Source organism: Paucihalobacter sp. (assembly GCF_036825875.1).
In the GTDB taxonomy this organism is placed as follows: Bacteria; Bacteroidota; Bacteroidia; order Flavobacteriales; family Flavobacteriaceae; genus Paucihalobacter.
The window spans coordinates 182,660-196,492 of the sequence record NZ_DAISXK010000001.1; the positions used below are offsets into that span (position 1 = coordinate 182,660).

At 36.1% G+C, this 13,833-nt stretch carries 9 protein-coding genes; 8 read left to right on the plus strand and 1 reads right to left on the minus strand.

The genetic code is table 11. The features are described from left to right. Nucleotides 1-145: 145 nt before the first annotated feature. The 8 genes from glgA to V7Z48_RS00895 all read left to right on the plus strand — a co-directional run bounded on the left by glgA (nucleotide 146) and on the right by V7Z48_RS00895 (nucleotide 13,077). On the plus strand, nucleotides 146-1,351 hold the full coding sequence (gene glgA, locus V7Z48_RS00860) for a glycogen synthase (RefSeq protein WP_334111489.1): 1,206 nt from the start codon (nucleotides 146-148) through the stop codon (nucleotides 1,349-1,351). Between the two features lie 2 nt (nucleotides 1,352-1,353). Further along, nucleotides 1,354-2,619: a glucose-1-phosphate adenylyltransferase gene (locus V7Z48_RS00865; protein ID WP_334111490.1), complete on the plus strand. Its 1,266-nt coding sequence runs from the start codon at nucleotides 1,354-1,356 to the stop codon at nucleotides 2,617-2,619. A gap of 84 nt (nucleotides 2,620-2,703) precedes the next feature. Beyond that, nucleotides 2,704-4,641 carry an alpha-1,4-glucan--maltose-1-phosphate maltosyltransferase gene (locus tag V7Z48_RS00870; RefSeq protein ID WP_334111491.1) on the plus strand — a complete coding sequence of 646 codons (1,938 nt, stop codon included), beginning with the start codon at nucleotides 2,704-2,706 and terminating at the stop codon, nucleotides 4,639-4,641. Nucleotides 4,642-4,643: 2 nt separating this feature from the next. Then, on the plus strand, nucleotides 4,644-6,275 hold the full coding sequence (locus tag V7Z48_RS00875) for a trehalose synthase (protein WP_334111492.1): 1,632 nt from the start codon (nucleotides 4,644-4,646) through the stop codon (nucleotides 6,273-6,275). Between the two features lie 3 nt (nucleotides 6,276-6,278). Then, entirely contained in the window at nucleotides 6,279-8,189 is a 1,911-nt protein-coding gene (glgB, locus tag V7Z48_RS00880; RefSeq protein WP_334111493.1) for a 1,4-alpha-glucan branching protein GlgB, read from the plus strand. A gap of 156 nt (nucleotides 8,190-8,345) precedes the next feature. Beyond that, nucleotides 8,346-10,751, plus strand: coding sequence for a glycoside hydrolase family 31 protein (locus V7Z48_RS00885; RefSeq protein WP_334111494.1), 2,406 nt, complete (start codon nucleotides 8,346-8,348; stop codon nucleotides 10,749-10,751). An 88-nt stretch (nucleotides 10,752-10,839) separates the two neighbouring features. Next, complete coding sequence (locus V7Z48_RS00890; RefSeq protein WP_334111495.1) at nucleotides 10,840-11,670, plus strand: M48 family metallopeptidase; 831 nt, start codon at nucleotides 10,840-10,842, stop codon at nucleotides 11,668-11,670. 54 nt (nucleotides 11,671-11,724) lie between these two features. Continuing rightward, the gene (locus V7Z48_RS00895; RefSeq protein ID WP_334111496.1) at nucleotides 11,725-13,077 is read left to right on the plus strand and encodes an MFS transporter; all 1,353 of its coding nucleotides are present in this window, start codon (nucleotides 11,725-11,727) and stop codon (nucleotides 13,075-13,077) included. A 17-nt stretch (nucleotides 13,078-13,094) separates the two neighbouring features. Here the strand turns inward: V7Z48_RS00895 and V7Z48_RS00900 are convergent, their stop codons facing one another. Further along, nucleotides 13,095-13,820 (minus strand): head GIN domain-containing protein, encoded by a 726-nt coding sequence (locus tag V7Z48_RS00900; RefSeq protein WP_334111497.1) that lies wholly within the window; start codon nucleotides 13,818-13,820, stop codon nucleotides 13,095-13,097. Nucleotides 13,821-13,833 lie beyond the last annotated feature (13 nt).

The window sequence follows — 13,833 nt, forward strand, 5'->3', positions numbered from 1 at the left end:
ATTTCCTATTTTTATAAACTTATTGTTAAACTATCTCTTTTCTAAATATAAGTCATTAAATTTTCTGTAGAAACATAAAAATTTACAGTTAAAAAGCTGATTGATGTTTTAAAATGGGATTTAAAATAAACCACAAACCAACCTAATGAAAGTACTTTTATATACCAAAGAATTTCCACCAAATGTTTATGGTGGCGCAGGTGTTCATATAGAATATTTATCAAGAGAATTGGCCAAATTAATGCAAGTTGAAGTGCGTTGTTTTGGTGAACAAGATGTGCAAGATGGAACTTTATCTGTTAAGGGTATTTCGTTAAACGGCGATGACTTTAAATCGTCTGAGACTCAATTGCAAGCAATATTTAAAACCTTGCAAACTAATATTTTAATGAATGCAGAGACCACCGATGCGCAGTTGGTACATTGCCACACGTGGTATGCGCAATTTTCGGGTATTATTGCTAAGTTGTGTTATGGTATTCCGTTGGTAATAACTACGCATTCTTTGGAACCGTTACGCCCTTGGAAGCGTGAACAGCTAGGTAGAGGTTATGACATGTCGTCATGGATTGAAAAAACCGCCATTGAAATGGCCGATGCGGTAATTGCCGTTTCCAAGGAAACTAAGCAGGAAGTGCTTCAATATTTTAATGTGGACGAAAAAAAAGTAAAGGTTATTTACAATGGTATCGATTTAAAACAATATGTTGCCACATCTGAGACCTCTGTTTTGGATAAATATGGAATTGATAAAATAAAACCCTACGTTTTATTTGTTGGCCGAATCACACGCCAAAAAGGTATCATTCACTTGGTAAATGCCATAAAGTATTTAGACAAAAACATTCAAATAGTATTATGCGCTGGCGCACCCGACACGCCTGAGATCGCCAAAGAAATGGAAATTAGCGTTAATGCTGCAAGAAAGGAAAGAAGCAATATTTTTTGGATTGATGAAATGTTGGATAAGCCAAGTGTTATTCAATTGTATTCGCACGCCGATGTATTTTGTTGTCCATCTATTTACGAACCTTTTGGTATTATAAATATTGAAGCCATGGCTTGCAATACTGCTGTAGTTGCAAGTGCTGTTGGTGGTATAAAAGAGGTTGTGGTTAACGGCGAAACAGGAATATTAGTACCGTTAGAACAACAGAAAGAAGCACCTTTTGAGCCAGTAAATCCGGATAAATTTTCTAGGGATTTGGCAAAAGCTGTAAACTCAATAGTGCAGAATAAACCGCTTAGAGAAACCATGGCAAAAAATGGCAGAAAACGTGTTGAAGAAACCTTTGACTGGGTTGCTATTGCAGAAGAAACGAAATCACTATACAATCAATTAATCAACTAGATATGTACAACGATAAAGTAATAAACATTATTTTAGGTGGCGGACAAGGTTCGCGATTATTTCCTTTAACCGAAAAACGTTCCAAACCAGCAGTAGCAATTGCAGGTAAATATCGGCTTGTGGATATTCCTATTTCAAATTGTATTAATTGCGGACTTAAACGCATGTACGTATTAACACAGTTTAATTCTGCATCCTTAAATAAGCATATCAAAAACACCTATCATTTCAGCTTTTTTAGCGAGGCGTTTGTGGATGTGTTAGCTGCAGAACAAACAATCACAAGTGATAAGTGGTTTCAAGGTACGGCTGATGCCGTACGCCAAAGTATGCACCACTTTTTAAACCATAATTTTGAGTATGCTTTAATTCTTTCGGGGGACCAGCTTTATCAAATGGATTTTAACGAAATGATTCAACAACATATCAACTCCAAAGCGCATATTTCAATCGCTACACAGCCAGTAAATGCAAAAGAAGCCACGGCATTTGGGATTTTGAAATCGAATGCCGACCAGCTAATTACGTCTTTTATTGAAAAACCATCTTCAGAAGAATTGCCTGGTTGGGAATCGGAAGTTACTGAAGAAATGAAAAATGATGGCAGAGAATATCTCGCCTCCATGGGTATTTATATTTTCAATAGGGATGTGTTGATTAACTTGATGAACAACCCAAATACAGTTGATTTTGGTAAAGAAATAATACCGCAGTCTATTCACACACACAAAGTGGTGAGTTACCAATATCCTGGTTATTGGACAGATATCGGTAATATTGAATCCTTTTTTGAAGCCAATCTCGGACTTACCGACGATATTCCGAAATTCAATCTTTATGATAAAGATAAGCGTATTTATACCCGTGCCAGAATGCTGCCGACATCAAAAATCAGCAATACCAGTCTAAAAAATGCAGTAATTGCCGAAGGCTGTATCATTCACGCTTCTAAAATTGAGCGATCGGTTATAGGGATTCGATCAAGAATCGGAAAAGATTCTGCTATTTCAAACACCTATATGATGGGAAATGACCAGTACGAAACCCTCGACGAAATTGCTTCAAACAACATTGAAATTTTATTGGGTGTTGGTGAACGTTGCGTTATTAACAACGCTATTATCGATAAAAATTGCCGAATTGGTGACGATGTTCAAATAGTTGGAGGCTCGCACCTTGAGGATAAAGAAACTGATATGTATATTATAAAAGATGGCATTGTGGTTGTTAAAAAGGATGCCGTTATTCCTAAAGGTTATGTGATTTGATAAACGGCTTTCCAATTTCCTTTGTTATAAAACAGGTTATACTGTAATTTCATTATTTTTACTCAAAATTTTATTTACTTTTTTATGCAAAATCAAAAACGAGTAGTTATAGATTACGTTTCGCCACAATTGAATAACGGCGAGTTATTTATTAAAAGAGTTTTAAATGAAGTAGTTAATATCCATGCCCATGTTTTGGTAGATGGTCATGATGTAATTGCCGCATCGGTATTGTACAAACACGAAAAAGAAAAAGCCTGGCAGGAAGTTCGCTTACACCATACTGTTAATGACGAATGGCAAGGTAGTTTTTCAGTTGAAAAGCAAGGTTTCTACATTTATAAAGTAGAAGGTTGGGTTGATTATGCACTCAACTGGCAACATGGTATAGAACGCAAAATTGATGACAAGCAACATGTAAAGTCAGAGCTTTTGGAAGGAATAGAATTACTAAAACCTCTATTACATAATTCCACCAACGAAGAATCAAGTTACCTTCAACATTGCATAGATATATTTTCAAAAGAAGCACAATATTCAGAAGCAATAGTTGAAGCGAAAAGTGAACGATTAAATCACATCTTACTAAAATACCCGGAAAAACATTTGGCAAACATCTCAAAAGATTATCGGGTTTATGTCGATAGACTAAAAGCAAGATTTAGCACTTGGTATGAGTTCTTTCCGCGTTCAGCTTCGGAACATAAATACGCGCATGGTACATTTAAAGACTGTGAACGCTTACTGCCTCGAGTAGCAGATATGGGATTTGATGTGTTGTATTTTCCACCAGTGCATCCTATTGGAGAAGTGAATAGAAAAGGTAAAAACAATACTACCCAAGCCAAGAAAGGCGATGTTGGTTCGGCCTGGGGTATTGGTTCTCAATATGGCGGACATAAAGATTTGCATCCGCAACTGGGCTCGATAGATGACTTTAAAAATCTCATTGCAAAAGCTAAAGATCTAGGTATCGAGATAGCAATGGATTACGCCCTACAGGCAGCACCTGATCATCCTTGGGTTAAAAGTCATCCACAGTGGTTCAAATGGCGACCAGATGGAACCGTTCAGTACGCCGAGAACCCGCCCAAAAAATACCAAGACATTCTTCCTATTTATTGGGAAACTGAAGATTACGAGAATCTCTGGAAAGAATGTTTAGATACTTTATACTATTGGATAGACTGTGGTGTCAACGTATTTAGAGTAGACAATCCGCATACAAAACCTTATTATTTTTGGAATTGGATTATCGATGAGGTAAAGAAAAAACATCCAGATGTACTGTTTTTAGCCGAAGCATTTACCAGACCAAAAGTAATGCACCAACTAGCCAAACAAGGTTATACACAATCTTATACTTATTTTACATGGCGAGACAACAAGCATGAATTAATCCAGTACGTTGAAGAACTTACCAAAACTGATCAGCGTGAATACATGAGGCCTAACTTTTGGCCTAACACGCCGGATATCAACCCGTATCATTTGCAAGGCGCTAACGAATCGAAGTACATTCAGCGTTATGTTTTGGCAGCAACTTTAAGTTCTAATATTGGCATTTACGGTCCTGTTTTCGAGCAAATGATTAGTGATGCTATTCCTGGCAGAGAAGAATATCTTAACTCTGAAAAGTTTCAAATTTATAATTACGACTGGTTTAAAGAAAACAAACTAACCACCATTATAAAAAAAGTAAACCAAATACGACACCAACACCCAGCACTGCAGCAAACCAATAATATTAAATTTTGCCATATAGAAAACAATAACTTAATGGCATTTTATAAATGGGATGATTCCAAGTCAAATGAGTTGTTGATAGTTATTAGTTTAGATCCTTATTACGCACAACAAGGCTCCGTGCAATTACCACTTGCAGATATGGGTATTGGTGCTGGACATCATTTAGTAGTTAAAGATTTAATTACTTCTAGTAGTTATACCTGGCATAACGAGTGGAATTTTGTAGAGTTACACCCAACATTACCATTTCATATATTTAGCATTCACAAATAAATATGGCAAAAGCGAAACCAAATCCCACCAGTCTTCAGCCACCATATAATTTTGATGTGGAGTGGAATGTGTTAATGGAAAACGAAAATTTTGTAAAGGTTTTCCTTTCGGATGTTTTAGAAGATTACATTGTTAAGCAACGCTGGTATGGTGGTAAAGCGAGCAAATTAAAATACATTGAATTATCAGAGTTTTTTAAAATTCAACAGTTTGATGAAGTTTATTACGGTCTTATTTTAGAAGTCAATTTTAAGGAAGCCTTTTATCAGCATTATTTTTTGCCAATTGCCTTTGTTTCCGATCCTGATTTTGCAACGGACAATCGAATTTTGCCAATAAGTATCAAAGGTCAAGAAGGTTTTATTATTGATGCGATAAATCTTGAAGCGTTCAGAAAATTGGTCTTTGAACGGATTCTTTCAGCCTTACCAAACGACAAAACCCATGTTCAGTATCACAAAAGTTTACTTTTTGACAATTGCCAATACGAAACCTCCCGATTTATGGGATTGGAGCAAAGCAATACGTCCATTGTTTACAACGAAAAGTATGTAATGAAGTTTTTTAGACGCATTTATGCCGATAAAAATCCAGATTACGAAATGAGTCGTTTCCTTTCAGAAAAGAAAGATTTTAAAAATACGCCAGCCTATTTGGGAAGTATCAACATAATTGATTCCGATAACATCAATGTTACCATCGCATTAATGCAAGAAATGGTGCCTAATCAGGGCGACGCTTGGGATTATATGTTGAAAGAGCTTCACAAAGTGTTCTCTAATATAGAATATAAAAATGTACGCTTGGAAAATCTTCCTAAAGTTGAGGATTTTCAAAGATTAGACATTAGAGATGTTCCACCCCAAATTATTGATTGGGCAGGATTGAATATTTTTACCAAAATAGAAACCTTGGCAAAACGAACTGCTGAAATGCACATTGCCTTAGGTTCGGAGTTTGAAGATACCAGTTTCACACCAACGAGATTTAATGGCGATTACACGGTTTGGTTGAAAAACAGGATGCTTTATCAATTTCAAAACAGACTCAACACCATTGAAAATAATTTTCATAAACTTGATGGTTTGGCGCTTGAATTGGCACAGGAATTTTTAGATCAGAAAAACACCATCAGGAAACGTTTTGTTAATTTTGACTGGACCAAACTCAAAGGTGAGCGATTAAGAGTGCATGGCGATTACCATTTAGGACAAGTTTTGGTCAAGGATGACGATTTTTACATTCTTGATTTTGAAGGTGAACCCGAAAGCACCATTCGCGATCGGAAAGTAAAACAACCACCACTTAAGGATGTTGCTGGCATGTTTAGATCCTTTCACTACGCTATTTATGCTACAATTTTTAATAATGCTTCACAATACAAACAAGAACAAGATATGCTGTTTCAATACGGTGAAATTCTGTATCAGTATTTAGTAGGTGTCTTTTTAGGGACTTACATTATTGAGGTTCAAAATGGCAACATCAATATTGGGTATCATCAAGAACGCATGTTTCTACTTAAATATTCCCTTTTAGAAAAGGCTGTTTACGAGTTAGGCTATGAGCTTAATTCGCGTCCGCGTTGGGCTGTAATCCCATTAAAGGGAATTTCAAATATTATAAACCACTAATTTATGGCAGAAGTTATAGTACATAGTTTGTTTTCAGAATTCGACGTCAATTTATTTAAATCAGGCAAACATTACAGATTATACGAAAAATTTGGTTCACACATAATTACATTGAATGGGTTAGAAGGCACCTATTTTGCGGTTTGGGCACCTAGTGCAAAAGTGGTTTCAGTGGTAGGTGATTTTAATTACTGGTTAGAAGGTGAACACCGACTTAATGTGAGATGGGATGGTAGCGGTATTTGGGAAGGATTTATACCCAAAGTTGGAAAAGGCAATATTTACAAATATAAAATTCAAAGTCATCACAACGATATTAAAACAGAAAAAGCCGATCCCTATGCACGTCGATGTGAACACCCACCTAATACAGCTTCCGTAGTTTGGGACGATGATTATAAGTGGAATGACGGAAAATGGATGCAAAAACGAGAAAAACATAACGCCCTGAATGCACCATATTCCGTTTATGAAGTACATTTAGGTTCTTGGAAAAGGCAAATTGAAGAAAACAGATTTTTGTCGTACACCGAGTTAGCCGATGAATTGGTAGCCTATGTTAAAGACATGAATTTCACGCATGTAGAACTCATGCCAATAATGGAGTTTCCATATGATCCGTCTTGGGGTTATCAGTTAACAGGTTATTTTGCACCAACCTCAAGATTTGGATATCCTGAAGAATTTAAACTACTGGTTGATAAACTGCATCAAAACGATATAGGAATTATTTTAGACTGGGTGCCATCGCATTTTCCAGAAGACGCACATGGTTTGGGCTTTTTTGACGGTTCATGTTTATACGAGCATCCAGACAAACGTAAAGGATACCACCCGGACTGGAAAAGTCTCATTTTTAATTATGGACGAAATGAGGTGAAATCATTTTTAATCAGTAATGCCATTTATTGGTTTGACCAATACCATGCCGACGGTTTAAGAGTGGATGCTGTGGCTTCTATGTTGTTTTTAGATTACTCAAGAGACGAAGGCGAATGGGAGCCCAACCAATTTGGAGGCAGAGAAAATCTGGATGCCATCGCTTTTATGAAAGAAATGAATGAAGCTGTTTACAGTAGTTTTCCTGATGTGCAAACTATTGCTGAAGAATCTACTTCATTTCCAATGGTTTCAAAACCAACATTTATTGGTGGTTTGGGCTTCGGTATGAAATGGATGATGGGCTGGATGCATGATACCTTACAGTATTTTGCAAAAGAACCCATTTACCGAAAACACCATCAAAACGATTTAACTTTTTCAATGACCTATGCATTTACGGAAAATTTTATGCTCCCATTAAGTCATGACGAAGTAGTTTACGGTAAACAATCTATTTTAGGAAGAATGCCAGGCGACGAATGGCAGCGTTTTGCAAACTTACGCTTGCTCTACAGTTATATGTTTACGCATCCAGGTGCGAAATTACTGTTTCAGGGTGCTGAATTTGGTCAGAGTTCTGAATGGAATTTCCAGCAAAGTCTAGATTGGCATTTGTTAGAATACAAACCACATTCCGGCGTGCAATCACTCATTAAAGATTTAAACAAACTTTATAAAAAAGAACCAGCGTTATACAATAAACAATTTAGTGTAGAAGGTTTTGAATGGATAGATTATAACGACGCGGAGAACTCTGTTTTAACCTACATAAGAAAGGCTGATAATCCAGAAAACAATTTAATTATTGCTTGTAATATGACCCCGGTTCCTAGAGAAAATTACAGAATTGGCTTGCCTTCCAAAGGTAATTTAAAAGAAATTTTCAATAGCGATTTAAAAAAATATTATGGCAGTGGAACCTATAAAAATAATGATATTAAGGTAGTAAAATTATCACATCAGTACCGTGAATTTTCAGCCTCGATAGACATTCCGCCGCTTGGATTGTTGGTATTTAAATATCAATTTTAAGCAGTTGGTAGTATTTCTTATGCGGAGTACATTCAGATTTGGCGTATGTCCAATTAGTTTTATATTACTAAAACGTTATAGTTAATAACAAGTGGAAACTAAAATTTCAAAAGTAAAAACAATTGCTTTTTTTTACTTGCTTTTAAAAGAAATTGCATGATTATAAATACCGATTTAGAACAGAAAGGAAATCAGTTTCCTAGACAAATTATAAAATATAAGAAAGACGTAGATGTACTTTCTTTTTTTGCTGAAAATGACGTCGCACTGCAAGTAACAGTCGTAAGAGATAGTGTACTTAGATTTAGGTATGCAACTACTGGAACTTTCGACAAAGATTTTTCTTATGCCATCACCAAATACGCTAGTCGCGGCTATAATAAACTCGAAATTGTAGAACACGAAAATGCCTATCAAATAACTACTTCAAAGTTAATTTGTAACATTAATAAGGATGATTTACGGGTTTCAATTTTTGATGCTCAAGACAAAGCACTTATCAGCCAAGACGAAATAGGTTTTCACTGGGAAGAAAGTTATGAACACGGTGGTAATATCGTTAAAATGAGCAAGATGTCCAATGAAGGCGAAAGCTATTATGGATTAGGTGATAAGTCCGACCATTTAAACCTCAAAGGGAAACGCTTTCAAAACTGGGCAACTGATTCTTATGCCTATGGAAAAGAAACGGACCCAATTTATAAAGCGATTCCTTTTTTTATCGGTTTGCATCATAAAAAAGCTTACGGGATCTTTTTCGATAATTCTTTTCGGTCATTTTTCGATTTCGCTCAGGAAAAAAGAAACGTAACTAGTTTTTGGGCGCATGGTGGCGAAATGAATTACTATTTCATTTATGGTCCAGAAATGAATGATGTGATTGAAAGTTACACCGATTTAACAGGAAAACCTCATTCTTTACCACCACTCTGGGCTCTAGGCTTTCATCAATGTAAATGGAGTTATTATCCAGAAAGTAAGGTTAAAGAAGTGACTTCAACCTTTAGAAAATTAAAAATTCCTTGCGACGCCATTTATTTGGATATCGATTATATGGAAGGTTTTCGATGTTTCACTTGGAACAAAGACTATTTCCCAGACCCAAAACGGATGGTGAAAGAATTGGCTGACGATGGTTTTAAAACCGTTGCTATAATCGATCCAGGCATTAAAGTAGATAAAGACTATTGGGTTTTTCAAGAAGGACTTAAAAATGATTATTTCTGTCGTCGTGCGGATGGTCCTTATATGAAAGGCAAGGTTTGGCCTGGCGAATGCTATTTCCCGGATTATACCAAGCCAGAAGTTAGAGATTGGTGGTCAGGACTTTTTAAAGAATTAATTGAAGAAATAGGAGTAAAGGGCGTTTGGAACGACATGAATGAACCAGCCGTTATGGAAGTCCCTAACAAAACATTCCCAGACGACGTTCGTCACGATTACGACGGTAACCCATGTAGCCACAGAAAAGCACATAATATCTATGGGATGCAAATGGCAAGAGCAACCTATCATGGCTTAAAAAAGTTTTGCTATCCAAAACGACCGTTTGTAATAACACGATCGGCATATTCTGGTACACAGCGTTATACTTCAACTTGGACAGGAGATAATGTAGCCACTTGGGAACACTTATGGATTGCCAATATTCAGGTTCAGCGAATGGCCATGTCGGGTTATTCGTTCGCCGGAAGTGATATTGGTGGTTTTGCCGAGCAACCTTCAGGTGAGTTATTTACGCGTTGGATTCAATTAGGTGTTTTTCATCCTTTTTTCAGAGTGCATTCTTCCGGTGACCACGGTAGTCAAGAACCTTGGTCTTTTGATGAAGATGTAACTGATATCGTGAGAAAATTTATTGAGTTGCGATATCAATTACTTCCTTATTTATATACCGCTTTTTGGAATTATGTTGATCATGGTGCGCCATTGCTAAAATCTTTGGTTTTATACGATCAAGCCGATTCACAAACCCATTACAGGACTGATGAGTTTGTTTTTGGTGAACAAATTTTGGTTTGTCCCATATTGGAGCCTAATGCCAAAGGGCGACGCATGTACGTGCCAAAAGGTAAGTGGTACAACTATTGGACTAAAGAGCGCGTAAAAGGCGGTAAAGAAATGTGGGTTGAGGCCGATATCGATCGTATGCCTATATTTATAAAAGAAGGTGCTATCATTCCAGTATATCCCGTTATGCAATACGTAGATGAAAAACCTATAGATGAATTAACGCTGTCAATTTTTTACAAAGAGGGTAGAGAAGACTCTCAACTTTTTGATGATGCTCACGATGGTTACGATTATATAAAAGGAAGGTATAGTTTACGAACGTTTAAACTTACGGGCAGGCCAAATGAACTTATTATTCAACAACATAAAGAAGGAAAATATATCACCACTTATGAAACGTTTATGTTAAATATCCACGGTTTACCATTTAAAATTAAGGAAATTCAGATCGACAATATGAAGATTCCATTAGAGTCCATAAAAACAAACGGAAAGAATAGCATGGTAGTTGATAAGAACTTCAATGAAGTTCACATTATTGGTGAGTAGGTTTTATTATATCGATATTTAAAGCAAAAAAGATATATTAATTCATAGCTAAAATTTATTACCTTTAAAACAACTAAATATAACTAACATGTCAATAAAACAGATTATTATACTTTTTGGATTTTTAGGACTTTATCTTTCTTGTGCTACAAATCCATTCACAGGAAAAAAAACAATGGCGTTAGTTTCTAACGAAAGCCTTTTTCCTTCAGCATTCCAGCAATATAACCAGTTTTTAACTGAAAATAAAGTATTGACAGGAACGAAAGACTCCGAAATGATTAAACGCGTTGGCGAACGTATAGCCATCGCCTCGGAACGTTGGTTGAATGCCAATGGTTATCAAGGGTATTTGAACGATTACAAATGGGAATACAACCTTGTAGATGATAAAACAGTAAATGCGTGGTGTATGCCAGGAGGAAAAATTGTTTTTTACACAGGCATTTTAGAAGTCGCACAGAATGAAACTGCGGTTGCTGTTATCATGGGTCACGAAGTGGCGCATGCATTAGCCAATCATGGTCAACAGCGTATGAGCGCTGCATATGTACAACAAGGAATTGCACTTGCAGGAAATATTGCAATTCAGGATGAGCAAACCAGAAATATTTTTAACCAGTCCTATGGTATTGGCTCTAATGTTTTAGGGATGTTGCCTTTTAGCAGAGCTCACGAAACGGAAGCCGATAAAATTGGATTGATACTAACCGCTTTGGCAGGTTATAATCCAGATGAAGGTGCAGAATTATGGAAGCGAATGGCCGCTAAAAGTGGCGGTCAAGCACCACCTGAATTTTTAAGCACGCATCCAGCTAATGAAACACGAATTAGAGAATTACAACAATTAGCACCAAAAGCTAAAGAAGAAGCGGCAAAATTTGGTATTACGAGTTTTAGACCATTGTCGCCGCTATAGTTTAAAATATTTATCTATCTTTCAAGCTGTTCATAAAAGAACAGCTTTTTTGTTATGTCAGACTTACCAAAAGGAAGTAAAAAATTGTTAAATGCTTGGGCGTTTTACGATTGGGCCAATTCTGTTTATCCATTAGTCATTTCTTCAGCGGTGTTTCCAATTTTTTATGGAGCGCTTACCATCATTAAGGACGAAGATACTGGCGCTGTAATAAGTGATACAGTGTCTTTTTTAGGCTATAATTTTAACAATGATTCCCTTATTAGTTATGTAACGGCAGTTAGTTTTTTGGTTATTTCTGTGATGTCTCCTGTGTTATCGGGAATATCCGACTATATCGGTAACAAGGAATCGTTTATGAAATTTTTCTGTTACCTAGGAGCAATTTCTTGTATTGGACTGTACTGGTTTTCTTTAGATAATCTATGGTTTGGTTTATTGTGCTATTTCTTTGGATTGATTGGTTTTTGGGGAAGTTTGGTATTCTATAATTCATATTTACCTGATATTGCTTACCCCGAACAACAAGACCGAATTAGTGCTAAAGGATTTTCATTGGGTTACATTGGTAGCGTTATTCTTTTAGTTGCTAATCTGATTATGATTTTGAAATTTGAATGGTTTGGCTTTGAAAATGCTGGTCAACCTACTAGACTGGCTTTTATTCTAGTCGGTGTGTGGTGGATTTTATTTGCCCAATACACTTTTAAGCATCTGCCTACTGGAACCCATGAAGGACAGAAAGTGACAAAAACTGTTTTGTTTTCAGGTTTGAAGGAGCTTAAAAAAATATGGTTGGCTATTCAAGAGAACAAAATATTAAAAAAATACATTTCAGCCTTTTTTGTATATAGCATGGCGGTTCAAACAATAATGATTGCGGCCACCTATTTTGCTATTGAAGAATTAGATTGGGGATCACAAGATTCAACATTTGGGTTAATTGTGAGCATTTTACTAATTCAACTGATTGCCATTGTTGGTGCCAATGCAACTGCTAAGCTATCTGAGAAAATTGGGAATATAAAAACCTTGATCATTATCATTAGTATGTGGATTGTGATTTGTGGTTTTGCATATTTTGTAGTCACACCAACGCAATTTTATGTGGTTGCTGCTTGCGTTGGTGTGGTTATGGGTGGTATTCAGGCGTTGTCTAGATCTACTTATTCTAAACTGATTCCTGACGACACTTTAGATACTGCCTCCTATTTTAGCTTTTACGATGTGGCTGAGAAAATCGGTATCGTAATTGGTATGTTTATGTATGGATTTGTTGCTGAGTTAACAGGAAGCATGCGCTATTCCATATTGTTTTTAATAACCTTCTTTATAATCGGTTTAATAATACTAACTACCTTACCAAAAAATACACTCGTACCAGAAGCTAAAATAGAAGAAGTTTAAAGTGATTAATTTTTTGGTTAATTACTTATTGAACCTGAACCTGCAACTTTTGTATCTTCTTTTGTAGGGTTACCTTTATACTTGATATCACCTGAACCTGCAACTCTAGCCAAAAGACTTTCGTTGCTAACAACTTTGGCATCGCCTGAACCTGCCACGGAAACGTCGGTGTGTCTGGCGTTTAGATTAAATCCGTGAAAATCTCCTGAGCCAGCCACTCTCACTTCCAAATTTTCAGTATTTCCAGTTAAAGTTAAATCACCCGAACCAGCAACCTTTGCAATAGTATTTTGAGCATCAATAGTTAATTTCACATCTCCAGAACCCGCTAAAGAAACTTTTAAATCATCACTGTTAATATCACTTTTACTCCATAAATCTCCAGAGCCAGCTAGTGAAATTTCAGAAATATCTTTAAAAGGAATTGTTATGGTGATGGTTTTATTCCGGCTTGATTGTAAGGAAACATTGTTATCAACTTTAACAATGAGATTGTTGTTTTTTACTTCTGTAATTATGTATTCCAGCAAATTCAATTCGCCTTCAATTTTAATATTTCCTTCTGTGCCAGAAACTAAAATAAAATTAAAAGACCCTGCGCATTTTATGCCATCATAATCTGATGTTGTTCTTGTAATGCTCGTCATCTCGCCATTACCCTTAATTTTTTTATTACCCCAAAACTGTGCTTGAACGTTTATTGCTAACATTAAAGCAAAACTTACTAATACTAATTTTTTCATTTTTTCTAAATTT

Bases quoted from the DNA above. Each gene is read 5' to 3' on its own strand.
- V7Z48_RS00895 (WP_334111496.1), top strand. From the start codon at position 11,725: ATGTCAGACTTACCAAAAGGAAGTAAAAAATTGTTAAATGCTTGGGCG.
- glgB (WP_334111493.1), top strand. From the start codon at position 6,279: ATGGCAGAAGTTATAGTACATAGTTTGTTTTCAGAATTCGACGTCAAT.
- V7Z48_RS00870 (WP_334111491.1), top strand. From the start codon at position 2,704: ATGCAAAATCAAAAACGAGTAGTTATAGATTACGTTTCGCCACAATTG.
- V7Z48_RS00885 (WP_334111494.1), top strand. From the start codon at position 8,346: ATGATTATAAATACCGATTTAGAACAGAAAGGAAATCAGTTTCCTAGA.
- V7Z48_RS00875 (WP_334111492.1), top strand. From the start codon at position 4,644: ATGGCAAAAGCGAAACCAAATCCCACCAGTCTTCAGCCACCATATAAT.
- V7Z48_RS00900 (WP_334111497.1), bottom strand. From the start codon at position 13,820: ATGAAAAAATTAGTATTAGTAAGTTTTGCTTTAATGTTAGCAATAAAC.
- V7Z48_RS00890 (WP_334111495.1), top strand. From the start codon at position 10,840: ATGTCAATAAAACAGATTATTATACTTTTTGGATTTTTAGGACTTTAT.
- glgA (WP_334111489.1), top strand. From the start codon at position 146: ATGAAAGTACTTTTATATACCAAAGAATTTCCACCAAATGTTTATGGT.
- V7Z48_RS00865 (WP_334111490.1), top strand. From the start codon at position 1,354: ATGTACAACGATAAAGTAATAAACATTATTTTAGGTGGCGGACAAGGT.